General features: G+C 59.4%; 21 protein-coding genes. 14 read left to right on the forward strand and 7 right to left on the reverse strand.

From position 1 onward, the window contains the following. The first annotated feature begins 77 nt into the window (after positions 1-77). The 5 genes from ACN19L_RS08340 (at position 78) to ACN19L_RS08360 (ending at position 8103) form a co-directional block, all read left to right on the forward strand. On the forward strand, positions 78-2156 hold the full coding sequence (locus tag ACN19L_RS08340) for an OmpA family protein (RefSeq protein WP_426493057.1): 2079 nt from the start codon (positions 78-80) through the stop codon (positions 2154-2156). A gap of 190 nt (positions 2157-2346) precedes the next feature. Continuing rightward, entirely contained in the window at positions 2347-6018 is a 3672-nt protein-coding gene (locus tag ACN19L_RS08345; RefSeq protein ID WP_426493058.1) for an ATP-binding protein, read from the forward strand. Positions 6019-6065: 47 nt separating this feature from the next. Further along, positions 6066-6794: a LytR/AlgR family response regulator transcription factor gene (locus ACN19L_RS08350; RefSeq protein WP_426493059.1), complete on the forward strand. Its 729-nt coding sequence runs from the start codon at positions 6066-6068 to the stop codon at positions 6792-6794. A gap of 60 nt (positions 6795-6854) precedes the next feature. Further along, positions 6855-7430: a PKD domain-containing protein gene (locus tag ACN19L_RS08355; protein ID WP_426493060.1), complete on the forward strand. Its 576-nt coding sequence runs from the start codon at positions 6855-6857 to the stop codon at positions 7428-7430. A gap of 181 nt (positions 7431-7611) precedes the next feature. Then, positions 7612-8103, forward strand: a complete 492-nt coding sequence (locus ACN19L_RS08360; protein ID WP_426493061.1) for a hypothetical protein — start codon at positions 7612-7614, stop codon at positions 8101-8103. Positions 8104-8179: 76 nt separating this feature from the next. Here the strand turns inward: ACN19L_RS08360 and ACN19L_RS08365 are convergent, their stop codons facing one another. Beyond that, positions 8180-9565 (reverse strand): hypothetical protein, encoded by a 1386-nt coding sequence (locus tag ACN19L_RS08365; RefSeq protein ID WP_426493062.1) that lies wholly within the window; start codon positions 9563-9565, stop codon positions 8180-8182. Between the two features lie 512 nt (positions 9566-10077). On the opposite strand from ACN19L_RS08365, the gene ACN19L_RS08370 reads away from it, so the two are divergent. The 4 genes from ACN19L_RS08370 (at position 10078) to ACN19L_RS08385 (ending at position 14238) form a co-directional block, all read left to right on the forward strand. Continuing rightward, the gene (locus ACN19L_RS08370; RefSeq protein ID WP_426493063.1) at positions 10078-10434 is read left to right on the forward strand and encodes a hypothetical protein; all 357 of its coding nucleotides are present in this window, start codon (positions 10078-10080) and stop codon (positions 10432-10434) included. An 80-nt stretch (positions 10435-10514) separates the two neighbouring features. After that, complete coding sequence (locus tag ACN19L_RS08375; protein ID WP_426493064.1) at positions 10515-12245, forward strand: ABC transporter substrate-binding protein; 1731 nt, start codon at positions 10515-10517, stop codon at positions 12243-12245. Positions 12246-12247: 2 nt separating this feature from the next. Further along, positions 12248-13285 carry an ABC transporter permease gene (locus ACN19L_RS08380; protein ID WP_426493065.1) on the forward strand — a complete coding sequence of 346 codons (1038 nt, stop codon included), beginning with the start codon at positions 12248-12250 and terminating at the stop codon, positions 13283-13285. Next, a complete protein-coding gene (locus tag ACN19L_RS08385; protein ID WP_426493066.1) occupies positions 13282-14238 on the forward strand; it encodes an ABC transporter permease in 957 nt (318 codons plus the stop codon). Before ACN19L_RS08380 ends, ACN19L_RS08385 begins: the two co-directional genes overlap by 4 nt. A gap of 451 nt (positions 14239-14689) precedes the next feature. On the opposite strand, the gene ACN19L_RS08390 is transcribed toward ACN19L_RS08385, so the two are convergent. Further along, positions 14690-15595 carry an SDR family oxidoreductase gene (locus ACN19L_RS08390; RefSeq protein ID WP_426493067.1) on the reverse strand — a complete coding sequence of 302 codons (906 nt, stop codon included), beginning with the start codon at positions 15593-15595 and terminating at the stop codon, positions 14690-14692. 13 nt (positions 15596-15608) lie between these two features. Continuing rightward, positions 15609-16250 carry a peptidylprolyl isomerase gene (locus ACN19L_RS08395; protein WP_426493570.1) on the reverse strand — a complete coding sequence of 214 codons (642 nt, stop codon included), beginning with the start codon at positions 16248-16250 and terminating at the stop codon, positions 15609-15611. 143 nt (positions 16251-16393) lie between these two features. Between ACN19L_RS08395 and ACN19L_RS08400 the strand changes: the two genes are divergently transcribed. Further along, positions 16394-17017 (forward strand): DUF2238 domain-containing protein, encoded by a 624-nt coding sequence (locus ACN19L_RS08400; RefSeq protein WP_426493068.1) that lies wholly within the window; start codon positions 16394-16396, stop codon positions 17015-17017. Positions 17018-17116: 99 nt separating this feature from the next. Here the strand turns inward: ACN19L_RS08400 and hemC are convergent, their stop codons facing one another. The 4 genes from hemC to ACN19L_RS08420 form a co-directional block, all read right to left on the reverse strand. Beyond that, positions 17117-18052: a hydroxymethylbilane synthase gene (gene hemC / locus ACN19L_RS08405; protein WP_426493069.1), complete on the reverse strand. Its 936-nt coding sequence runs from the start codon at positions 18050-18052 to the stop codon at positions 17117-17119. 194 nt (positions 18053-18246) lie between these two features. Further along, entirely contained in the window at positions 18247-19380 is a 1134-nt protein-coding gene (locus ACN19L_RS08410; RefSeq protein WP_426493070.1) for an ATP-binding protein, read from the reverse strand. 91 nt (positions 19381-19471) lie between these two features. Continuing rightward, a complete protein-coding gene (locus ACN19L_RS08415; RefSeq protein WP_426493071.1) occupies positions 19472-20677 on the reverse strand; it encodes a GlmU family protein in 1206 nt (401 codons plus the stop codon). Positions 20678-20851: 174 nt separating this feature from the next. Then, complete coding sequence (locus ACN19L_RS08420; RefSeq protein ID WP_226270047.1) at positions 20852-21097, reverse strand: type B 50S ribosomal protein L31; 246 nt, start codon at positions 21095-21097, stop codon at positions 20852-20854. A gap of 195 nt (positions 21098-21292) precedes the next feature. Between ACN19L_RS08420 and ACN19L_RS08425 the strand changes: the two genes are divergently transcribed. From ACN19L_RS08425 to ACN19L_RS08440, 4 genes are all read left to right on the forward strand, one after another. Beyond that, positions 21293-21691 (forward strand): hypothetical protein, encoded by a 399-nt coding sequence (locus ACN19L_RS08425; protein WP_426493072.1) that lies wholly within the window; start codon positions 21293-21295, stop codon positions 21689-21691. Positions 21692-21789: 98 nt separating this feature from the next. After that, on the forward strand, positions 21790-22380 hold the full coding sequence (gene rdgB / locus ACN19L_RS08430) for an RdgB/HAM1 family non-canonical purine NTP pyrophosphatase (RefSeq protein WP_426493073.1): 591 nt from the start codon (positions 21790-21792) through the stop codon (positions 22378-22380). Between the two features lie 148 nt (positions 22381-22528). Beyond that, positions 22529-23164, forward strand: coding sequence for a uridine kinase family protein (locus tag ACN19L_RS08435; RefSeq protein WP_426493074.1), 636 nt, complete (start codon positions 22529-22531; stop codon positions 23162-23164). Between the two features lie 143 nt (positions 23165-23307). Then, positions 23308-23676 carry a hypothetical protein gene (locus ACN19L_RS08440; protein ID WP_426493075.1) on the forward strand — a complete coding sequence of 123 codons (369 nt, stop codon included), beginning with the start codon at positions 23308-23310 and terminating at the stop codon, positions 23674-23676. Positions 23677-23723 lie beyond the last annotated feature (47 nt).

A 23723-nucleotide genomic window follows, 5' to 3' on the forward strand; every position in this document is an offset into this window, starting at 1 on the left:
CGAAGCCGAAGCATCTCTACCGCTGGGCAATCAATGCTATTGCAACGAAGCGGTAGAGATGCTTTGAAAAGCTCAGCATGACGTTCCTCTTCAACGCTTCGCAAATCATCATGCATAAGTACCTACTCGCCTCCCTGTTGCTGTTGAGTGCCCCGGCCGTGGTGCTGGCCCAGAACGTAGAGTTCAGCAAAGACCAGTTCGGCAACGATAAGGACGGCTTGAAGGCGGCCCTCAAGGAAATCAAGCTCGGGGACGAGATGTACGACCTGGACCCGGCCCGCTACGAGCAGGCCCTGCCGCACTATCTGGCCGCCCAGAAGTTCAACCCCAACAACGCCCAGCTCAACTACAAAATCGGCGACAGTTACCTACACTCCGGCTTCAAGCCCCGGGCGCTGGAGTACCTGCAGAAAGCCTACCAGCTCAACCCCGACGTGGACCCGCGCATCCATTACGCTCTGGGTCGGGGCCTGCACCTGAACGGTAAATGGGATGAAGCCATTGCCGAGTATAAGCGCGCCACGCCGGCTTCCGGCTCCAAAAACACCGCCGGCTTCACCCAGGACCTTCAGAAGAAGATTCGGGAGTGTGAAAACGGCCGCAAGCTGGCCGCTAAGCCCAGCCGGGTGTTTATTGATAATGCCGGCCCTGGCGTGAACTCGCCCTACCCCGAATACGGTCCGGTTATTACGGCCGACGAATCGGTGATTCTGTTTACCTCGCGGCGGCCGGGCTCGACCGGGGAGCAGAAGGACCCCGAAACGGGCGGTTTCATGGAAGATATTTACACCAGCACCCGCACCACCAAAGGCAACTGGGTGGACGCCCGCAACCTGGGCGAAGGCGTGAACACTGACGGCCACGATGCCACCGTGGGCCTTTCGCCCGATGGCCAGCGCCTGCTGGTGTACATGGAGGACAACGGCGGCGACCTGCACGAGGCCAACCTGCGGGGCGCAGAATGGCGCAAACCCCAGAAGCTGGGCTCCCGCATCAACAGCAAGTACCACGAGTCGTCGGCGGCCTACACGCCGGATGGGCGCACCCTGTATTTCGTAAGCGACAAGGAGGGCGGCCTGGGCGGGCGCGACATTTACAAGATTGAAATAGAAGGCCGGGGCCCGGCCCAGAACTTGGGCTCCGTTATCAACACCCAGTACGGGGAGGAAGGCGTGTTTCTGCACCCCGATGGCAAGACGATGTACTTCTCCTCAGAGGGTCACAACTCCATGGGCGGGTACGACATCTTCAAATCGGTGTTTGAGAACGGCAAATGGAGCCAGCCAGAGAACCTGGGTTGGCCCATCAACACGCCCGATGACGACGTATTTTTTGTGATATCCGCCTCGGGCCGGCACGGCTACTACTCTTCGTTCCGGGAAGACGGGTTGGGCTCCAAGGATATCTACCAGATTACCTTTCTGGGCCCCGAAAAGCCGCCCGTACTCAGCCAGGAAGACCAGCTGCTGGCCTCACGCGTGCAGCCGGTGAAGGAAACAATGTTGGCCCCACCGGTAGCCATTGTGGCCGCCCAGGTAACCATTCTGAAGGGAATTGTGACGGATGAGGCCAGCAAGCAGCCCATTGAGGCCACCATTGATGTAGTGGACAACTCCCTGAACCAAACCATTGCTTCCTTCCAGAGCAACGCGCAGTCGGGCCGCTACCTGGTATCGTTGCCTTCGGGCGTGAACTACGGCATTGTGGTGCGCAAGGACGGCTACCTGTTCCACTCTGAAAACTTCGATTTGCCGGCCGGCGCGGCCTACTCGGAGGTAGTGAAGGACATTGCACTCAAGAAGCTGGACGTGGGCGTGAAGGTGGTGCTTAACAATATCTTTTTCGATTTCGACAAGGCCACGCTCCGCAAGGAAAGCACCAACGAACTGGAGCGCCTGCAGAAGCTGCTGGTGGAAACGCCCGCGCTACGCCTCGAAATTTCGGGCCACACCGACAACGTGGGCAAAGCCGAGTACAACAAGGACCTCTCCCAGCGCCGCGCCAAAACTGTAGTGGATTACCTCGTGGCCAAAGGCATCGACAAAAGCCGCCTGACCTTTGCCGGCTACGGCGACACCCAGCCGGTGGCCTCCAACGCCTCCAAAGCCGGCCGCCAGCTCAACCGCCGGACGGAGTTTAAGGTAACGGGGAAATAACGTTTTGGGGTTGGTTCCCGCAGAGGACGCGGTGAGTAGCGCAGAAGGCGCAGAGTCTGTTCAACGGACTCTGCGCCTTCTGCGCTACTCACCGCGTCCTCTGCGGGCTAAAAACCCAACTGAACGTCTCCAGGCCAGCTTCCACCGAGGAAATCCGCAACAGCCGGGCCGCTCCCGTATCTTGCTCCTTGTGATACGCCGTCTGCTGTTTCTGTTCTGCCTGTTTGCGCACCTCGCCACTGCCCAGCCCCTGCCCCAGCGTCAGTTCCTGAAGCAGTTCGGGGCTGCCGAAGGCCTGCCGCAGCCCTTTATCTACGCCCTGGCGCAGGATAAAGCTGGCTACCTCTGGATTGGCACTGCCGAGGGCTTGGTGCGGTTTGATGGGACGGAGTTTGTCACGTTTACGACCAAAGATGGGCTGGCCGAGAACTTCGTGACCCGGCTGTTTGTGCACCTGCGCACCGGGCAGCTGTGGGTGGGGCATTATCAGGGCGGCATTTCTCGCTTACATGGGCAACGATTTCAACCAGTAGCAGCGGCAGCCAAAAACATCCCGTTACGCCCACACACCGGTATCATACCGCCGGACACGGCATTCCGGGAATACGGAAAGACACCTTACTCCTATGCTGAACCACCCGGTTTTGAGCTTTCCTTTGGCTTGCGCCACTTGCTGCCGCCGGGCACCGTGCCGCAGTGTGTGTTGCTCGACCGGGAACACAACCTCTGGATTGGCACGGCCGGGCAGGGACTGTGGCGCTGGTCGGATAGGCACGTAACGTTTTTCCCTACTTCAACTCCTGGTTTGTCGGCTGTGGTGAGCAGCGAAGCCGGAATTGGGGGAATGCTTAACGGCTACTTTGCCATTCTGGGCCGCGGTGCACAACGTGGTTCTGTCATTCGGCTGCTTGCCGAGCGCCTGCCTTACGCGCCCACAGTTCTGTTCATATCCTCTAACGTACGGGAGGAACGGACTTATAAAAAACACCCCACAAAGCCAGACTCCCCGATCATTTGGGCAGGCACGACTGGGCATGGCCTCTGGCAAACAAAGGAACAGCAAAACAGACTTGCCCACCCGCAACAGGAGCGGCGGGTACCGGCCGACCTAACTGTAACGGCCCTTATCCAGCATCCCAATGGCGACATATGGGTAGGCACGAAGATGGATGGCGTGTACCGTTTGCCGGCCGACTCTACCCGGCCGGCTCAGCATTTCACCACGGCCAACGGCCTGCTGCACAACACCATCTACGCCCTCACGGCCGATACTGCCGGCGGCGTCTGGATTGGCACCCACGACACCGGTCTGGCCGTGTGGCGCAACGGCCGTTTTCAGTACCACCGCTTTCCGAAAGGCGGCCTTGATGTGTCGGCGCTGATTACCGATGATGCAGGCCGCGTCTGGATTGGCACGGAGGGCGCGGGCGTGCTCTGCTATACCAACGGCCAGTTTCAAACGTACAACACCCCGCAGGGCTTGGCTTCTCCGTACTGCTACGCTCTGCTGCCCGTGCGCTGGGGCGGCAGCTACCACGGCGGCTACCGCTACGACTCTCGTCGGGAGCAACTGGTAGCCGTGCACCGCAACGCCATCAGCTACGCCGATTCCAGCCAGCACTTCGCCCCGGCCACCCTCCCCGACAACCCGTTGGTGCGCGACCTGCTGCCCCAGGCGGCCGTAGCCTGGGACGACTACTACCTCTGGATTCTGACTCGCACCGGGCTGCTGCGCCTGCGCACCGATGAGCCGAACCTGTTGCCCAGCGCTTCGGCCCCTCAGCCGGCTTTGCTGGCTGGTGAGGTGGATGGGGCCGCCCGCCCGCCCCAGCAGTTGGGGGAGCTGTCGGCAACTCAACACCGAGTTGCCTTCCGCTTCCGGGGCATTAGCCTGCTGCCCGGCCGGGCCGGAATTCAGTATCAGTATCGTCTGCGGGGCTATCAGGAGAATTGGAGCAGTCCTACCATCGTGGGCGAGGCGCAGTTTCCGCGCTTGGATGCCGGCCGGTACACCCTAGAAGTGCGGGCCCGCCGGGGCCCGGAGGGGCAATGGTCGAAGCCAGTTACTGCCCATTTCAGCATAGCTACGCCGTTTTGGCGTACGTGGTGGTTTACGGCCCTGGCTGTTGCAACGGTTATTGGGCTGGCCTACGCCGCCGTGCGCGCCCGCACCGCCACCCTGCGCCGCCAGAAGCTGCAGTTGGAAACCACCGTGCGGGAGCGAACCACGGAGCTACGCCATCAGAAGGCCGAAATTGAGCAGATAAACGCCGATTTGGTAGTGGCGCGGGACGCGGCCGAGGCTTCGCGCCGGGCCAAAGCCCAGTTCTTGGCCAACATGAGCCACGAAATCCGCACGCCCATGAATGCGGTAATCGGCCTGACGCACTTGCTACGCAACACCCCGGTAAGCGGCGAGCAGAGCGAATACCTGGAGGCCATTCAGTCATCGTCGCAGAACCTGCTGGTTATCATCAACGACATTCTGGATTCCTCCAAAATCGAGGCCGGCAAGCTCACCCTGGAGCAGGCCCCGTTCCGACTGCCGGAGCTGGTGGAGCGCGTGGCCCGCATGTTCCAGTTTGCCACCGAAGCCAAAGGGCTGTACCTGCGCACTGAAGTGGCGCCCAACGTGCCCGCCGCCATCCTCGGCGATTCGGTGCGGCTGAACCAGGTGCTGGTGAACCTGGTAGGCAATGCCGTGAAATTTACCACCCAAGGCGGCGTTACGCTGCGCTTGGCAGTACCGCCCGCCACCGCTGATGTGTCCGAAATGCTGCGTTTCGGCATTTCGGACACCGGTATTGGCATTGCCCCCGATAAGCTGGAGGCCATTTTTGAGGATTTTTCCCAGGCCAATACCAGCACTACCCGGCAGTTTGGCGGCACGGGCCTGGGCCTAAGTATTGCCCGCAACCTGGTGCAACTGCACGGCGGCCGGTTGTGGGTAGAAAGCCAGGAAGGCCAGGGCTCCACATTCTGGTTTGAGATTCCCAGCCTCCCGGCCGATGCGGCTACCGTGCCGGCCGAAGCCAGCATCACCCTGGCCCCCTTCGAGCCGGCACTGCGCGTGCTGGTGGCTGAAGACAACGACCTGAACCAGCTAGTGGCCCGCAAAACCCTGGAAGCCTGGAACGTGCAGGTAACCATTGCCGCCAATGGCCGCCTGGCCGTAGAAGCCGCCCAACAACAGGACTTTGATGCCGTGCTGCTGGATGTGCAAATGCCCGAAATGGACGGCTACGAGGCTGCCCGCCAGCTACGGAGCCTGTTCCCCGATGCCCATCGACTACCCCTCATCGGCCTTACGGCCTCCGCCCTGCCCGAAGACCGCGCCTTGGCCCTGGAAGCCGGCATGAACGATACCCTCGCTAAGCCCTTCGACCCGGCCGTGCTGCACGCCCGGCTGGCCCATTTCACCGGCCGCGCGCTGCCGCCGGAAAACCTGCGCCCAATTGGCACACTGCTGCCCAAGCCATCACCGGCAGCCTCTTTGCCCCAAAGCCCGGGCAATACGCTTCTGCAGCTCGATTGGAGCCTGCTGGAAGAACTGGCCGGCGGTAATGAAGCGTTTATTCAGCAGATTGTGCGCACCTTTCTGCAGCAGGCTCCGCCGCTGGCGGAGCAGCTGCAGCAACTTGCTGGTTCCGAACTGGGTCAGGCAGCCCACAAACTCAAGGGCCAGGTTGCTTATTTTGGTCTGGATCCGCTGACTGCACAGTTGGAGTGCGTAGAGCAGCAGGCAGGCAACCCGGCTTCCGCGGACCATCTTACCGAAACAATCCAGCATATCCAACAACAGCTTCTTTCGCTCTACCCCGTGCTGGAACGGCGCCTGACGGTGGCGGCGCACAAAGTGTAAAGCCCAAACAATAGGCTTTTTCCAGTCAGCTTGTACCTTTATTCCCTATGGCTGAATCCACTGCTCCGCTCCGCTGCCTGGTTGTTGATGATGACCCGTTGGCTATCCAGATTGTTGAAAACTGCATCAGCAATACTCCGTTCCTACACCATGTAGCCAGCTGCGAAAACGCCCTTGCCGCCGCTGAAATGCTGCGGCAGCAGTCCATTGACCTGCTTTTTCTGGATGTGGAAATGCCACTGATGTCGGGTCTTGACTTGCTGCGCACTCTCCAGAATCCTCCTCTGGTTGTGCTCATCACCAGCAAAAAAGGCTACGCCGTGGAAGCCTTCGAGCATGATGTACTGGATTACGTTGTCAAGCCCATCAGCTACGCCCGATTCCTGAAAGCGGCCCAGAAGGCACTGGAAACCGTGGAACTCAGCCGCACTCCCGACGCAACAGCTATTGAAACTCCGCCAAACGCCGAATTCACCTTCGTAAAGGTGGATAGCCGGTTAGTCAAAGTGTTGTTTGAGGATGTACGCTACGTGGAAGCCCTTGGCGACTACGTACACATTGTTACAGGCCAGAGCAAGCTGATTGTGTACAGCACGATGCGGGCGGTGGAAGAGAAATTCCCGGCGGCCTTGTTTGCCCGTGTGCACCGCTCCTTTATTGTGAACCTGAAACGGGTGCAGACGATTGAGGACAATACCGTCATCCTCGACAACAAGCATATTCCTATTGGCCAGACGTATCTGCGGGAGGTATTTCAGCGCCTGAACAAGTTTTAGTCCGTTAGTTTAGCCGGTATGTGCGCCTCCAGCCCTATTCGCGTTCTGTTGCTTGTAGGCATGTGGTGCGGGCTGCTGCTCGCGCACCCCGTTGCCGCCCAGAATGCCGGCGACACTATTAGCGTCGACTGCCCGCTGCCACGTGTGATGGAGATGTGCGTGGAGCTGGATGCCCGCCGCGCTATCGACCCCGATGCCGGCCCGCTTACCTTCCGCTGGCACATGGGCGACGGCACCCTGCTTACTGGCCCCACCGTGCAGCATTGCTACCAGCAGCGCCAGGCATACACCATTCAGCTGGATGTGGTGGAAGAAGCTACCGGCGAAATACGCACGGCTGAAAAGCTTATCCCCGTTGATTTTACCAAGGAAATCGTCCTCAACTTCCGCGCCACCGATACCGTGCGAGTGGGCCAGCCGGTAGCCTTCGATGCCCTCGACTCCCAATTGCCCCTGTGTGAGAATGTGGTAGTGCTCTGGGATTTCCGGGACGGTTACGTCACCAATGGTCGGCAGGTGCAGCACGCTTTCCGCCGGCCCGGCCAGTATTCCGTGCGCATGAGCCTGCGCGGCAACGGCCCCGATGCCTGCCCCAGCAGCCACTGCGTGAGTCGTAGGGTGGTAGTAGTGCCCTAGTCCTGCCAGTATCGTCGGGCCGAAAGCCCCTGTGGTCGGGCTATTGAGCCGGTTGGTCGGGGTTTGCTGCGTAGCAAGCGGGCGTCTGCTAATTTCGACGAACTCATGTACCAGCAATACAAGCTGGCTTCCTGACCTTGCACTGACTCGCACTGTCTCTCTCCCCTTCTACGCCCTCTTTATGAAACACCTGTACCTTTTCCTGCTGGCGGGCTTCAGCCTGTTAAATGCTGAAGCCCGGGCCCAAGAAACCCCCACCGAATATCGTAGCGAAGCGGCTGCGGCTACCCGGCAGCTGGCTGCCTTCATTTCCCTGGATGACGCTCGCCAGCTACCCGTGCGGCGGCTCACCCAACAGCGCATGGCCCAGGAGGCAGAGGCCCGCCAGCAATACTCCAACGACGCTGATATGCTGCAGAAGAAACTGGCTGCCGTTGGTCAGGAGTACACGGCCCAACTGCAGCAGGTACTCACACCAGCGCAGTTTCAGCGGTACGTAACAGCCCAAGCCGGCTCATTACCCGCTTCCGTAGCCGCCGTGGTGCCCCCGGCTCCGGTTGCGGCCGCGGCCGCCAAGAGTGCCCCCCCAAAAGCCTCCGTTGCTAAATCCAGGTTGATTGCGCCTCCGCGCCCGGCGGCTGGTTCTGCGGCCAAGTCAGCAGTACGCCGGTAAGCCCGGCGTACTGCAACCACCGGCAGCCCCGGTCTTCAGCAGCGCATTTGCGGGGGCCGGGGCCACCTGTAGCTGGTCAGATACGATTCCGCTCGGCCAGTTCGGCGGCGGCCAGTTCGGCCTGCTGCTGCCGCAGAATGCCCAGCGTCAACTCCCACAGGTCTTCGTAAGGAATAATCTCAATTTCTCCGTAGGCCTCGCCGGGCTGAGCCGTGGCCCGCAGCCGCTCCAGTAAGGGAGCCGCCTTTTTTTCGCAGACGGCCAGCACAAAATGCTCTTTTACCGTCATCAGCAGCATCCGGAAGAAGAGTTGACTACGCAACGTAGCCGGGTCGCGCAGGTGACGCTGCTCGTATTTGCGCAAACCTTCCAGACGCGCCAGCAGCCCCTCAATATCCCGTCGCTGCAAAAAATACAGGAACTGCAGAATCAGGATGGCTACGTTGTAGCCCTGCTTGTCGCGGCCATAATCGGGCACTGTTTGCACAAACTGCGTAAAGTGCCGCAGCTTCAGAGGCGACTGTTCGGGCCGCACAAACTGCACATAGGCTTCGTATAACTCCCAGCGCTGCTGGGCGGCCGTACGCTGCTTGCTGTAATACGGGTTTTTGCGGGCCTGCTGCAGGAGCTCGAATGCCTGCCCATATTGCTTGGCGTACAAAGCCAGCAGCAGGTAGGTTTCCAGGAAGTAAAACCAGTTGCCCGAGGAATAATGGAAGTCTTTAAAATACTCTTCGGCTAAAGCCAGGCCCTTTTCAGCTTTACGGCAGCGCAGGTGAGCGTACACGCTCATATAATTGTTAAACCGCTTATCAAAGCGCTTTTCATTGATTTTACCCTGTTTGCGGGCCTTTTCGGTAGCGGCGGTTATGTTGATAATTTCCTCGTAATTCCCCACCAGCTCTTCGCGGGTCATTCGGATAAAATACAGAAAGTGAAACGTATTGTAGCTTTTCACTTTCTTGTGAAGCTGCTCCAGCCGGGCCTCGTAGGCCGGCATCTGACTAAGTAAATACTTGCGCGACCTAACCTTGTGGTTCACCGCCATCTTGATATCGGTGTACAGCGTTTCAGCTTCTTCCTCCAAAGTCAGCTTCTGCTGATACTTTGACAGTTGGCCTACTATGTGTTTGTATTTTGCCGGCTGCCGCATTTCCGCGTACAGGTTGCGCAGAATGCGTGCGCCCAGCATGGCATAGGCCGTGAACTCGGCTGCATCCGCCACCCGAATAAACTTCCGGAACAGCTTCTCTGCCATACTATACTCCCCTTCCCCGGCTAGTATCTTGGCTTGGTGCAATAGCCCTAGGCACTGCTGCTCGTAACGCCTGGAAGCAATGTGTCGCGGGTCCGTCTGGTCCAGAAAATACAGATGGTTCAGAAGCTTCTGCTGCACCCGGGACTTGAGTTTGCGGTAGGTTGCCTGCGTTCTGGCATCCGTTTTTCCGTAGAGTCCCTTCACCAGCTGTAGCTGAGTGGCTGCCGGAGTACTGTCCAGCAGCCGCACCAGCTGAAGGTCCTTCTGCGCCGATTTTCTATCTGAAAAATCAAGAAAAGGAAGAACCGCCTGACGCCGATCTGTCACAATTCTCACGAGAGTTGTTAATTCTTCCATAGCATACGCAGCCATTTCGGCTGTTTTGGCGAATATACTAAAATAGCAGGGCCGCGTTTTGCATGTCACAATTTTGACGGACTCTGCCTTTATTCATTGCCTTTTCTTCCCGGACTTTTGTAGAAGTAAAATTGGGCTTTTTTTCATCTATAGATGTCACAAATTCTCCCTGAACTGTCCGAAATTATTATCCGCTATTCGCTCTTAATTAACTCAACTACTCAGTTAGACATGCGATTTGATCCTCAAACGTAACCTGAAAACAGGTCACGTTTACGCGCTCTGTTTCCTTTACGGGAGCTGGTTTGGACTACACATTTGTGTCACACAATTACTTGACACACAAATAATTCCAGACCATGCTAGAGCTCATCACCATCGCCCTGTTTCAGTTCGCCAGCGTCGCCTCGCCTGCTACCCCCTTTGATGCTGCGGCCAGTTCTTCCAGCACCACAACCACCTACACTACCGACCACGGCACCGGCGGCTGGGGCGACGGTCACATCGTGGCAGAACACGGCACCGGCGGCTGGGGCGACGGCCACATCGTGGCAGAACACGGTACTGGCGGCTGGGGCGACGGCCACATCGTAGCAGAACACGGCACCGGCGGCTGGGGCGACGGCCACATCGTGGCAGAACACGGTACTGGCGGCTGGGGCGACGGCCACATCGTGGCAGAACACGGTACTGGCGGCTGGGGCGACGGCCACTAGGCAACGGCGGTTATTCGGCTGCCAATACGCCCAAAACGTGGTAACTTGCCCGGACTCATGTCTTACGCGGTTACCCGTTCATGAAGCAGCTTTACATTGGACTTCTGCTGGTGATGTGGGGGGGCGCGCTGCCTTCTTGTGCTCCTCCCTCCTCCCCGCCTGCCGGCACCGTACGTATCCGCTGGCCCCGCGACCCGGATAATCTGGACCCGCTGGTAGTAGATAACCCTAGTGCCTACGAGGTAGCTAATCTTACGCATTGCAGCCTACTGATGGGGCGCGAGTCGGCCCATGATTTTGTACCCTGGCTGGCGGCCGCGGCTCCCTCCATCACGCGCCGCGGCGATTCGTTGCTCCTGATAAAATACCGTATTCGGCCGGAAGCTACCTGGGATAACGGCATGCCCGTACTGGCCCGCGACGTTGCCATCACGCTCAAAGTGATGCAGAGCGAAGGTCCGCCCACTGCATCGGCTCAAGCCATGTTTGGCTTCATCCACGATATTGTGCCGGACCCAACCAATGACCGGCAGTTTACGCTGGTCTGCGCGGGACAGTCACCAGAGCACATCCACTCCTCGGGCGACTTCTCGGTGTTGCCGGAGTATATTCTGGACCCTCAGGGAGACTTGCGGAATGTACCTCTGGCTACTGTTCGGCGGCACCCCTCCCTGCCCGCTGTGCAGGCGTTGGGCCGGCGCTATCAGGCATTGCAGCTGGCCCGCCACCCGTCCCGTCTGCCGGGTTGCGGCCCTTACCGGATTGTTGCCTGGCAAAACGGGCGCTACCTGACGCTCACCCGGAAAAAGAACTGGTGGGCTGATGCGCTGCCCACTGCTCCGGAAACTCTGCAGGCCTTCCCGGCTCAGCTCACGTACCAGATTATTCCGGATGCAGCCACCGCCACCCTGGCGTTACGGCGGGGTGAGGTTGATGTGTTCAGCCTGGTGCCCCCGGCTGAATTTGCGCGCCTCCAACAGTCGGAGGCTGATCGGAAGCGGCTCAATTTTTACATGGCTGATTCTTATCAATTCCTGACGAGCGGCTTCAATGTGCAGCGGCCGTTGTTCCGGGATGCCGTTACCCGCCGGGCCCTGAGTCTGCTGTTTGATGTACCGGCTCTTATTCGGGCTACGCAACAAGGAGAGGCGCTGCCCAGCGTGGGACTCATCAGCCCCCGCATGCGGCCCTACTATAATGACAGTCTGCCGCTGCCGGTATTCAGCCCGGCCCGCGCCGCCGGTCTGCTGCGGCAGGCGGGCTGGCAGCGCCGCGCCAACGGTCCCTGGACACGCGCGGTAGCCGGGGCCCCTACCCAAACCTTGCGCTTTAGCATCAGCTACCGGGCAGGCGAGCCAACCTTCGAAACCGTGGCCCTGCAGTTTCAGGCAGCAGCTGAAGGCCTGGGAATTCAGGTGGAGCTCCGACCCACTGAGCAGTCAGTGCTCAGCGGGCAGCTGCGCGCCGGCACCACTGATATGACCATCAGCAATTTTTCGGGCAACCCATTTTCCTACGATTTCACACCTTTACTGCATACGCGCGGCATTGGGGCCAGCAATGCCTCCCGGTACTCTTCCCCGGTGGTTGACCGGCTGATTGAGCAGATTACCAGCACGGAGGACAAACTCTTGAAAGTTAAACTTCTGCACAAGTTCCAGCGGATACTGGCGCAGGAAGTTCCGTTTCGGGTATTGTATTTTCTGCGGTACCGGGTGGCAGCCTCCAACGCGCTGCAGGTGCCGATAACGGGTCTGAAACCTGGGTATGAGGCGGCCCGGATTCGTCCGGCCCAGCCGCTCCGCCAGTAATCATGTACCGTAGCCTTCTGTTACGCCACCTGATCCGAACCCTCGGTGCAGCGGGCCTGATTCTATCGGTACTGTTTCTACTGAGCCACGCCATTGCCGACCCTGATATTCTGCTGCAGAATGCGCTGAGTGGTCGGGCCGTTAGTCCGGAGCAGACGGCTCAGGCTTCTGCTCTGCTGCTGCACCGGTATGGACTTGATGCCCCACTATTCTACGTGGGCTGGCAGCAGGGCACTGGCTGGCAGTGGCACGGTTGGCACAATCAGTACCATACTTGGCTGGTACAGCTTCTGCACGGCAATCTGGGCTATTCCTACCGCGCCGACGCTCCGGTTACGGCATTACTGGGCGAGGCCCTGCGCTACACGTTGCCCCTGACCTTACTGGCCGCCGTACTGAGCGTGATACTGGCTTTGGTAGTTGTGACGGCCGTTAGCACCCGCCCGGTGGCTCGGCACTGGGTACTTCGTCTTGCCCATGTATTACAGGGACTACCGCTTTTCCTGGTTGCGCTGGGCCTTTTGCTACTGCTGGCCAACCCAGATGCGCTGGCTTGGTTTCCGGCGTTTGGCCTTGGCGCCGTGGACAATCTGGCGGATGCCTGGCACCATCCGGGCTGGTTTCTGTACCAGCTTGCCCTACCCCTGATCAGCTTAGTGCTGAATGGATTCCCGCCCCTGGCTATTCAGCTGGATGGAGCCCTACAGCAGGAGTTAACCCGACCTTACGTGGCAACTGCCCGTGCCAAGGGCGCCTCGGCTGCCCGGAGCGTATGGCGGCATGCACTACGCAACGCCTTAATTCCGATGCTCACCCTGCTCACGGATTTACTCCCCAGCATTGTGGCCGGGGCAGTAGTGGTGGAAGTAATATTTGCTTTGCCCGGCATGGGTCAACTTATCACGGAGGCGGCCATTCACCAGGATTTTCCGGTGCTGCTGGGAGCGGTTGGTCTGGTAGCCCTGGTGCGGCTCCTCGGCCAAGTTGCCGCCGATTTGCTGTACCCGGTTATCGATCCTCGTATTCGCGCCGTGGCATGAAGGATACTACTGCATTGCGGCAGCCTTGGCTGGCCTGGGGCTGGCTGACCCTGGTGGTAATGGCCGCCCTGCTGACCCCAACTGCGCATCAGTCTCCCGATTTGCAGCATATCAATGAGCCCCCCTTTCACTCCGTGCACTGGCTGGGCACCACTCCGCAGGGCCTCGATGTTGGCCTCAGCCTGCTGCAAGGTGCGCGCACCGTGGTGCTGGTGAGCGTGCCGGCCGCCCTACTGACTTTGCTATTGGGAGCAGCACTGGGCGGCATAGCCGGTTTCTGGGGCGACACCCGTTTACGCGTAGCCCGCTGGCCCACGGTAGCTGCCCTCGTAGCCGTGGCGGCGGCCATTGGCGCCCTGCCATACAGCTCTGGCTGGGTATCAGGGGCGTTGGGGCTGGCCGTTCTAGCGGGAGCCTGGGCTCTTTGGGCTCCACGCCACTCTCCCGCCGCTACCTGGCCCCTGCCCCTGGACAGTCTTATTTTAGGCCTGATTTCGTTGCTGAATTCGGTGCCACTGCTGGTCTTGGTTGTTGCCGTATCCGCTGTCCAGCGGCCATCCTTGCCGGGAGTGGTGATGTTACTTGGTGCTACCTGCTGGCCTACACCCGCCCGGCTGTTTCGGGCAGCAACCCTGCAGAGCAACAGCCAGCCCTACGTGGAGGCGGCCCGGGCAAGCGGCATTTCCTCCCTGCGGATTTTGTGGCGTCACATTGGCCCGAATGTTTTGCCAGTGCTCCTGGTTCGGTTCCCACTAACCGTAGCCATTCTGCTGGGCCTGGAAACTACCCTATCCTTCCTAGGAGCTGGCCTTCCCCCGGAAACTCCCAGCTGGGGAAGACTGTTAGCCACTGTCCGTCAGGCACCTACCGATTGGTGGCTGATTGCCGGACCAGGCTTCGCTATTGCCTGTACGCTCCTGAGCCTGCATCAGCTCACCACTAAACGCCACTAAAACAAACTACCTGCATGTCACAAAATCAGCCATTCTATAGAAAAACCAGGTTAGCACATTGTCTGACCTTCGCTTTCAACACCTATTCAATCAACTGATTAAGGGTCAATAATTATTTGCCGGCAGTTTATTCTATAGATTTTCTTTCATAAGTACAGGTCACATTTACAGCATAACTGTCCTTTACAACCCCTATTTCACGCCCTAATATTGTCATATCAGAACGGCACACGGGAAAAAGCCCACCCAGGTTCTGAAGTGATTCTGCAGTTTGTAAGCGGCTATTTGGCCGTCTTTCAGCAAGAGCTGCTCGTCACCACCAACTGGTGATTTTGACAAGATTATTTGTGTACCAGACTCGGCGGCTGCTCGTCAGGAGTCCGGTTACACTACAGGTTGTTGCAATAGGTGTGTGAAAATCCCGCGGGCGTTGTTCGCGGGTTTTTTGCGTTTACACCGTTTCGGTTTGCCGGGCTACCAAGGCAATACCCTGGGCGAAGGACTGCGGCTGGTAGCCAAGCTCCCGCCGGGCCTTCTCAATGAGGAAGCCGGTGCGCAAAGGCCGTTGGGCGGGCTGCGTGAAAGTGCTGGCATCCACGGCCGTTATCAGCCCGGCATCCAGCCCGAAATAAGATGCTACCTGCAGCGCCATCTGATAAGGCGTAAACAGCTCGGCTCCGCTCAGGTGGTAGATACCGGTGGCGTTGTGCCGGGCGGCCAGCCAGCAGCCTTCGGCCAGGTCTTCGGCCAGGGTGGGAGTGCGCAATTGGTCATCCACAACCTTAATGGGCTTGCCGGCGCGCAGTGAGTCACGCACCCAGGTCACAATATTGGTGCGGCCGTAATGGTGGGCGGTACCGTACACCAGCACCGTGCGCAGGATGGCCCAGGGTGCGCGGCAGGCCTGCACCAGCTGCTCGGCGGCTACTTTGCTCTGCCCGTAGAAGTTCACGGGGGCAGGTTGGGCCGTTTCATCAAGCGGGCCGGTTTCGCCACTGAAGATAAAATCGGTGCTGAGGTGCAGCAGATGGGTTTGGTGCTGCTCACAGGCCGTTACCAGATTAGCCACGGCCGTTACGTTCTGCTGCCAGCAGGCAGCCTGGTTCAACTCACACTCATCCACGTTGGTCATGGCGGCGGTGTGGATGAGGTGCGTAGGCTTTTCCTGATCTACTACTTGCTGCACCTGCGCCGGATCGGTAACATCCAATGTCACAAACCGCACCTCCGGGTACACGGTCGCCAGCTTGTTGATCCCGCGGGAAGTGGCAACCAGCTGCACACCGGGCCGTTGCCGGAGTAACGCCACCAGCTTCTGCCCCAGCAGTCCATTGGAGCCCGTCACCAGAATTTTCATAGTCGGAAGCAGGTTAATACTGGTAGCCGTACAGTTCCGTAATCTTCTTTTTCTTGAGCTTCTCCACCTTCACTGTCATACTGATATTCGTTACGGGGCGGTTACGCTCGGCGGTGGGTTGCTGCACGATTTTATCCACCACGTCCTGCCCGCTGATGACCTGCCCGAATACTGTGTACTGGCCGTTGAGGTGGGGCGTGCCCTGGGGGTTCTGCACAATATAGAACTGCGAGGCGCTGCTCATGCGCTGCGGATTCACAAAATCGGCAGTGCGGGCGGCGGCTACGGCTCCGCGCTTATGGGTAAGCTCCGGCCGAATTTCAGCCGGAATGCGCTGCTCATCATCCCGCCCGGCCCCGTCGTTGCTGGGGTCATCGTCTTTGGAGTTCAGGTCGCCGCCCTGAATCATAAAGCCCGGGATGATGCGGTGGAAGGTGGTACCGTTGTAGAAGCCGCTCTGGGCCAGCTTCAGAAAATTAGCCTTGTGCAGAGGCGTCTCATCAAATAACACCATCCGAATGTCGCCCTGGGGCGTGCTGATGGTAATTACTTCGTCCTTGCGGCTTTTGCGGGGCTTGTAGGCCGCCTGGGCCGTCGATACGGCTACGCCCACTACTACACTTATCCAAAAGGCCCGACGCAGCAGGTTACGCATCATGATCAGCAGGTACAGAGTGAAGAAATAGCCCCGAAAGTACGCGGTTTTGCCTGGCTACAGGGCGGAAGTTGTATTTTTTGTCAGCAAAAATGCGGCGGTTACGTATGCCCGGGCAACCTCAACCATACGTATTGCTCCGCATGACCCAACCTCTCCCCTCTTCAACTACTTCACATTGGTTTCCGAAAGTCCTCCTGGCCGCCTACCTCATTGAGTTTGTGGCGCTGGGCATCAACCCCACCGACCGGGGCACGTGGTGGGCCGAAAATATTCCGATTCTGCTGATTGTGGGGGCCCTGGTATTGCTGTACGTACGCGGGGTGCGGTTTTCGAACCTGGCCTACGCCCTGATGAGCGTGCTGATTTTTATGCACACCGTGGGCGGGCATTACACCTTTGAGAAAGTACCGTTCGACTGGTTCAACAACCTGTTTGGCTTCAAGCGCAACATGTACGACCGGGTAGCGCACTTCTCGGTGGGCTTCTATGCCTACGCCCTTATCGAGTACACCGACCAGCGCGACCTTATTTGCAGCCGTTTCCTGAGCTATTTGCTGCCGCTGTGCGTGATTGGCACCGTAGCCATGAGCTACGAGCTGATTGAATGGGTGTACGCCGAGCTGGCCGGCGGCGACGCCGGGGCCGCCTTCCTGGGCAGCCAGGGCGACATCTGGGACGCCCAGAAAGACATGCTGGCCGATACCAGCGGGGCCGTTTTTGCGCTGCTTCTGTACGCGCTGTTTGGACGAGGAAAAACAGAATAGAAAAAACGTCATCCTGAGCAAGGCGAAGGACCTTACCACGCCCGAACGACTTGTTCACGCGTGATAAGGTCCTTCGCGTTGTTCAGGATGACGTTTTTTCTATTCCCGTTCCCGCCGGATATCGTCGAGGATTTGCTGGCCGCCACGGGCGAGGATGCTTTCGGCCAGCTGAATACCGGTTGCTTCGGCCTCGGCGGGGGTAGCGGTGCGGGTTTCTTCGATGAACTGCTGGCCATCGAGGCTGATGAGACCGGCGTGAAGCTGCAGAGTGGCACCGTCGGGGCTGAGGGTGGCCAAGGCGAAGCTGGGGATGCTGCAGCCGCCTTCCATGGTGCGCAGAAACGCCCGCTCGGCGGCCAGGCACACGTGGGTGGCGGCGTGGTCGAGGATGCGGTGCAATTCGGCTTTGAGGGCGGGCTCCAGGTTGCGGGCGCACTCAATGGCTACGCTACCCTGGCCGGTGGCCGGGATAAACTGGGTTTCGGGCAGCACGTGGCGGATGAGGCCGTCGTACTCCATGCGGTGCACGCCGGCGTAGGCCAGCACCAGGGCGTGGTATTGGCCTTCTTCGAGCTTGCGCAGGCGGGTTTGTAGGTTGCCGCGGGCTTCGGCGGCGGTGGCGTGGGGCAAAAACCGCTTCAGCATAGCCTTGCGACGGGTGCTGCTGGTGCCCAGTACCAGGTCGGGGCGCTGCAGGTCCAAGTTGGCATCAAAGCTCACTACCACATCGTTTACCCGCTCCCGCTCCATAAAGGCCAGCAACTCCAGGTCGGCAGGAATAGTGCTTTGCACGTCCTTGGCGCTGTGTACGGCAATATCAATGTGGCCGGTGCGCAGGCTCTCTTCCAGCTCCTCGGTGAATACGCCCTTGGCCCCAATCTTATCCAGGGAGCGGTCCAGCACCACGTCGCCCTTGGTAGTAATGATGACGATTTCGGGCGTGAGGCCGGCGGCCATGAGGAGGTCGGCTACGTGGTGAGCCTGCCACAGCGCCAGCTTGCTGCCGCGGGTACCAATGCGAATGGAAGTCTTCAACTTGGAAACGAATTCAGAAACTATGATACTTGGGAGCTGCAACAGCTCCGGGGCTTCGCCATTACAAAGATACGCGCCCCCGCCAAGCCCGCCGGCTATACGGTGTTTAGCAGCAGCTATACGTATTTAGCAAATTGTATTTCTGTTGATTTAAGCCCATTAAGAGGCTTTTTCGTTGTTCAACACGGTATTTTTCACAGCCGCAGCAGCTCGGCCACGCGCAGGGAAACATCCAGAAATACCATGCGCGGGTTAGCGTTGCGCTCCACGTGGTAGTGGGCCTCGTTCAGTTCCTCGGCCAGCTGGGAAGCGTTGCGGGGCGTTACAAACGGGCTAAAGCCTTTCACGAAACCCTGCTCCTGCTGGGGCAGGTGGGGCACCAGCTGGGCATCCAGCCCGAACAGCAGCACCTTGCGCATGAGCGTGAGGGCGTACTGCAGAAACTCCTTCTGATTTTCGCGGCCCAGCTTCTGAAACTCGTCGCATTTCTCCAGCATGTCGGCCACCTTGTTGGCGTAACAGGTGCGCATCCAGCTTACAAACAGGGCAAAATAGTCGTGCTCTTCCTGGCCGGAAGCCTGCGCCGCCAGCGCCGCGCCAATATTGCCTTCCGTGAGCTGGGCCAGCTGCCGGGCCTTCACCTCAGGCACGTGCTGCACGTCGCGCAGCCAGTTGGTCAGCTCCGGCTCCGGCACGGCGCGCACCACTACCGGCTGCACCCGGCTGATGATGGTGGGCAGCAACTGCTCGGGGGCGTTGCTCACCAGCAGGAAAATGGTGGCGGGTGGCGGCTCTTCCAGTAGCTTCAGCACAGCATTAGCGGCCGAAGGGTGCATAAGCTCCGGCAGCCAGATAATCACCAGCTTAAACCGCGCCTCGAAGGCTTTCAGGCTCACCAGCCGCAGCAGGTTCACGCTTTCCTCCTTGGAAATGTTGCCCTGCTTATTTTCGGCCCCGATGTGCTGCATCCAGTCGTTGAGGCCCTGGTAGGGGTTCTGAAGCACAAACTCCCGCCACTCGGCCGCAAACTTGCTGCTCACGGCATCCTTGGTTACCGCTTTGGTGGTGGTAACCGGCAGAATAAAGTTGAGGTCGGGGTGGATGAGCTTGTCGATTTTCTGACAGCTGGCACACTGCCCGCAGGAATCGTCCGCCTCCGGGGTGCGCGCCTCACAGTTCAGAAACGCCGCGTACGCCAACGCCAGGGCCAGCGTAGCCGAGCCCTCCGCCCCCCGGAATAACTGGGCGTGGGCCACGTGGTTGCGCCGCACGCTGCCCAAGAGTACCTGCTTTACCTGCTGCTGGCCGGGAATTTCGGAGAAACGCATATTGCTTCAGTTACCAGTTACCGGTTATCAGTTGCCAGTTGTATTTCGTAAGAACGAGCTGACAACTGGCAACTGATAACCGGCAAATGAGTTAGGCCTTCTCCCACACCCGGTCCTTGGCCGTTTGCTCGTACACGTGCTGCATGATGCCCTGCTCCACGGCGTCGTACTGTAGCTGGCGGCGGGCCATCACGCGCTCCGCTACCTCGGTCACTTTGGGCAGCTTGAAGGTTTCGAAGCCAGCCGCGCCGCCCCAACTGAAGCTCGGGATGAAGGTGCGCGGGAAGCCGGCCCCGAAGATGTTGGCCCCCACGCCCACCACCGTGCCGGTGTTGAACATGGTATTGATGCCGCACTTGCTATGGTCGCCCATCATGAGGCCGCAGAACTGCTGGCCGGTGTTCACGAAGCGGCCGGCCGAGTGACTCCAGATTTTAACCGGGGCGTAGTTGTTCTTGAGGTTGCTGGTGTTGGTATCGGCTCCCAGGTTGCACCACTCTCCAATGACGGAGTTGCCCAGGTAGCCGTCGTGACCCTTGTTGCTGTAGCCCAGCAGAATGCTGTTGCCCACTTCGCCGCCCACTTTGGAGTAGGGGCCCACGGTGTTGTCGCCGCGCATTTTGGCCCCGGCGTTGATATGGCTACCCTCGCACAAGGCCAGCGGCCCGCTGATGATGGCCCCTTCGTGCACCTGGGAGTTGCGGCCCAGGTAAATGGGGCCATTTTCGGCGTTGAGGATGGCCGCCCGGATTTTCACGCCCGGCTCGATGAAGATGTTCTCGGGGGCATACACGATGGTGTGCGCGTCGCCGATGGGCTCCGACTGCCGCCCTTTGGTGAGCAGGTCAAAATCCCGGCGAATCTCGGCCCCGTTGCGCAGGAACAGGTGCCACACGGCCTGAATGGCCGTAACGGGCTCCAGCACGTCGCGGGTTTTCTGGAAGCCTTCCTGAATCAGCTCGGCTACCTGAGTGGCATCGGCCAGGTGGGCCGCTACCAGCATTTCCTCATCAAACAGCGCCTCACCGGGGACCAGGGCCTGCACCTGCTGCACCAGTAACTCATCGGGACAGATGGCGCCGTTGATGATGAGGGCGGGTCCCTGGGTGTCGCCGGCCGGATATTTCGCCTGCAGGTAGCTTTCGGTGAGGTAGCCTACCTGTGCTACGCCCAGGCGGTGCTGCCATTTCTCGGCCAGGGTAAGAATACCACAGCGCAGCGCGGCTACCGGCCGGGTGAAGGTAAACGGCAGCAGGTGAGGCCGAATGGCGGGGTCATCAAAAAGCAGAACGTGCATGGCAGATGTAGCGGTTAGCTATTGGCGGTTAGCTGATAGCTCTGGCCATTGAATTTGGCCACGGAAGAATGATTGGGCAAAAATGGCAAATAAAAAACTCCCTTCGGCGAGCCAAAGGGAGTTTCTTGAAGAAAGCTATCAGCCAACAGCTAGTAGCTAACAGCTTACGAAAAGCTATTTTTTCTTGTAGCGGTTCATGAACTTCTCTACGCGGCCAGCCGTGTCGAGCAGAACGTTTTTGCCGGTATAGAAGGGGTGCGACTCCGAGCTAACTTCCACCTTGATTACGGGGTACGTTTTGCCGTCTTCCATCGTGATGGTCTCGTTGGAGTTCATCGTGGAGCGGGTCAGAAACTTGAAGCCGCTGGAAGTGTCCTGGAATACCACTTCGCGGTACTCGGGGTGAATGTCTTTTTTCATGGTCGTAGGGCCGTTTTACCTTGTTGCCTGCCGATTTTGCGGAAGGGACTGCAAAAGTACACGTTACGCTTGGATTTCAAAAGACTTCCCAGGCTTTTGTACCGCGTAACCGATCCTTAACACGGGCAATACCCGATTTTCGAGCGGATACCTGTATACTTACCCCACTTTTCCGTTGCTATTACTATCTGCCCTATGCTCCGTATTTCTACGTTCCTGACCGTCTGCCTGCTCACTGCCCTGCTGGCCGCTGGCTCGGCCGCAGCGGTTTTTCAGGCCCGGCAGCAGGGGACCAGCGTGTACCTAGAGTGGCCGGCTGCCCGGGAGCCGGGCGTGAACAGCTACGAAGTATATCGGCAGGACCATCCGGCCGACGATTTTGACCGCATCGTCCTGCTTACTTCCACTGCCCAGCCTCACTACCGCTACACTGATGAGAACGTGCTGCTCGCAGTTACCGGGCGTGGGCCGGTTACGTACCGGCTGGCTGTGTGCACCCAGGGCAGCACCCACACTTACCAGACCTCACTGGTGCAGCCGGAAGTTGATATTGTTTCCCGCTCCTGGGATACGGTGAAGCTGATGTTCCGGTAAGCTCGGCTTGGCGACGTGCCCTACGCTTCCTCCGCAAACCGGCTTCTGCCGGTTTTTTTATTGCCCTACTTTTGCATCCAACCTACTGTTCAACGCCTATGCGCCTCTGCTTCGCCTCTAATAACGCCCATAAGCTGGATGAAATCCGGCCGCTGCTGCCTGCCACTGTAGAACTGCTCAGCCTGGCTGACATCGGCTGCGAGGAAGAACTACCCGAAACCCAGGATACGCTGGAAGGCAATGCCCTGCAGAAAGCCCGATACGTGTGGGACCAGTATGGCGTGGCCTGTTTCGCCGATGATACCGGCCTGGAAGTAGCGGCGTTGGGTGGTGCCCCCGGCGTGTACTCGGCCCGGTACGCCGGCCCCCAGCGCCGCGCCGAGGACAACGTGCAGAAGCTGCTGCAGGAGTTACGGGGCGCTACTGACCGCTCGGCGCAGTTTCGGACGGTGGTGGCGCTGGTACTCAGCAGCACCGCCGTGCACACGTTTGCCGGAGCCGTAGCCGGGCAGATAACCGAAACTTGCCAGGGAGCCGATGGCTTTGGTTACGACCCCGTATTCCAGCCCGCGGAGGGCAATGGCCGCACATTTGCCCAGATGACGCTGGCCGAGAAGAACGCCATCAGTCACCGGAGCCGGGCCGTAGCCGGCTTGGTGGACTTTCTTGACTCGGTGCAGGCCCGCTGAGCTTGTACCACAGGTGGCCGGATGCGGGAAGCTGAACAGGCCCTTCGGGTTTTACCAGCCGACAATTTCACTACCTCACCGTGCGCCTCAGCTAGATTTCTTACTTTTGCAGGGTTGGCCCTGCCGGTACGGGCCTATTTCCCCCACCATGCAACACCCCTTCATCGTCGGTATCACGGGCGGCAGCGCCTCCGGCAAAACCACCTTTTTGCGCCGGCTGCTGGCTTCGTTTCCCGAAGAAGAAATCTGTCTGATTTCGCAGGACAACTATTACCACCCCCGGGAAAGCCAGACGGTGGATGCCCAGGGCGTCACCAACTTCGACCTGCCCGGCAGCATCGACTCGGCGGCTTACGCGGCCGACGTGCTGCGCATCAGCCAGGGCCTGGAGGTACGCCGCCAGGAGTACACCTTCAACAACCCCAACGTGGTGCCTGCGGAGCTGGTTTTCCGGCCCGCGCCCATTGTAGTAGTGGAGGGCATCTTCGTGTTCTACTTTGAAGAAGTGGCCAAGCTGCTGGATCTGAAAGTGTACATCGATGCCCGGGAGCACGTGAAGCTGCAGCGCCGCATTGTGCGCGACCGGGACGAGCGGGGCTACGACCTAGAGGACGTGCTCTACCGCTACACCAACCACGTGGCGCCCACGTACGAGAAGTACATCAAGCCCTTCAAGCACGACGCGGACATCATCATCCCGAATAACCGGCACTTTGATAAAGGCCTGGATGTGCTGGTGTCGTTCCTGCGCAGCAAAGTAACGGCCGCTCAGGCTGCCAAGTAGTTCTTTGCGGGCTGGTAGCCAGCCGGAAAGAGCCTCCGCCCCTTCGGCGGAGGCTCTTTTTTTGGGCTGAAGCACCTCCCCAAATTTCCGCTTTTGCAGTGCCGGGGCCAAAAACCTATATTTGTAGCTCTTCCCCCACTGCATTGCGTTTCTTTACCGCCCTGTTACCCCGTCTGCGTTTCGCCCTCATCACAGCTACCTTGCTGATGGTGCTGGGGCTGAACCACCAGGCCGTGGCGACGCTGCGGGTGCTGCCGGCTGGCCACCCTACCCGGCTGAACGTGGCACCCCGCACGGCGGTAGTCAAGCAGCGGGTAACCCTCGAAGCCACGTCGCCGCTGGGCTTGTACGTGGCCCCGGCCGCCGATGCCTGGCTGCCACTACCGGTGCTACTGCCCGTGGCGCAGCGGCTGCCGGCCTGCTCTGCCGGGCCCCGGGCCCGCCCCAGCGCCGTGCCCGATTTTTTTCGGACGCGGCTTTTGCTGGCGGCACTTTCGCCGCAGGCCCCCTAACCGGCGGGCCGCCCGTTGCCTGATTAGAAGCTTTCTGCCCCGGCTGA

The sequence above is a fragment of the Hymenobacter sp. 102 genome (assembly GCF_049949205.1).
Classification (GTDB): domain Bacteria; phylum Bacteroidota; class Bacteroidia; order Cytophagales; family Hymenobacteraceae; genus Hymenobacter.

Bases quoted from the DNA above. Each gene is read 5' to 3' on its own strand.
- ACN19L_RS08340 (WP_426493057.1), top strand. From the start codon at position 78: ATGACGTTCCTCTTCAACGCTTCGCAAATCATCATGCATAAGTACCTA.
- ACN19L_RS08350 (WP_426493059.1), top strand. From the start codon at position 6,066: ATGGCTGAATCCACTGCTCCGCTCCGCTGCCTGGTTGTTGATGATGAC.
- ACN19L_RS08355 (WP_426493060.1), top strand. From the start codon at position 6,855: ATGTGGTGCGGGCTGCTGCTCGCGCACCCCGTTGCCGCCCAGAATGCC.
- ACN19L_RS08360 (WP_426493061.1), top strand. From the start codon at position 7,612: ATGAAACACCTGTACCTTTTCCTGCTGGCGGGCTTCAGCCTGTTAAAT.
- ACN19L_RS08370 (WP_426493063.1), top strand. From the start codon at position 10,078: ATGCTAGAGCTCATCACCATCGCCCTGTTTCAGTTCGCCAGCGTCGCC.
- ACN19L_RS08375 (WP_426493064.1), top strand. From the start codon at position 10,515: ATGAAGCAGCTTTACATTGGACTTCTGCTGGTGATGTGGGGGGGCGCG.
- ACN19L_RS08380 (WP_426493065.1), top strand. From the start codon at position 12,248: ATGTACCGTAGCCTTCTGTTACGCCACCTGATCCGAACCCTCGGTGCA.
- ACN19L_RS08385 (WP_426493066.1), top strand. From the start codon at position 13,282: ATGAAGGATACTACTGCATTGCGGCAGCCTTGGCTGGCCTGGGGCTGG.
- ACN19L_RS08390 (WP_426493067.1), bottom strand. From the start codon at position 15,595: ATGAAAATTCTGGTGACGGGCTCCAATGGACTGCTGGGGCAGAAGCTG.
- ACN19L_RS08395 (WP_426493570.1), bottom strand. From the start codon at position 16,250: ATGCGTAACCTGCTGCGTCGGGCCTTTTGGATAAGTGTAGTAGTGGGC.
- ACN19L_RS08400 (WP_426493068.1), top strand. From the start codon at position 16,394: ATGACCCAACCTCTCCCCTCTTCAACTACTTCACATTGGTTTCCGAAA.
- ACN19L_RS08410 (WP_426493070.1), bottom strand. From the start codon at position 19,380: ATGCGTTTCTCCGAAATTCCCGGCCAGCAGCAGGTAAAGCAGGTACTC.
- ACN19L_RS08415 (WP_426493071.1), bottom strand. From the start codon at position 20,677: ATGCACGTTCTGCTTTTTGATGACCCCGCCATTCGGCCTCACCTGCTG.
- ACN19L_RS08420 (WP_226270047.1), bottom strand. From the start codon at position 21,097: ATGAAAAAAGACATTCACCCCGAGTACCGCGAAGTGGTATTCCAGGAC.
- ACN19L_RS08425 (WP_426493072.1), top strand. From the start codon at position 21,293: ATGCTCCGTATTTCTACGTTCCTGACCGTCTGCCTGCTCACTGCCCTG.
- rdgB (WP_426493073.1), top strand. From the start codon at position 21,790: ATGCGCCTCTGCTTCGCCTCTAATAACGCCCATAAGCTGGATGAAATC.
- ACN19L_RS08435 (WP_426493074.1), top strand. From the start codon at position 22,529: ATGCAACACCCCTTCATCGTCGGTATCACGGGCGGCAGCGCCTCCGGC.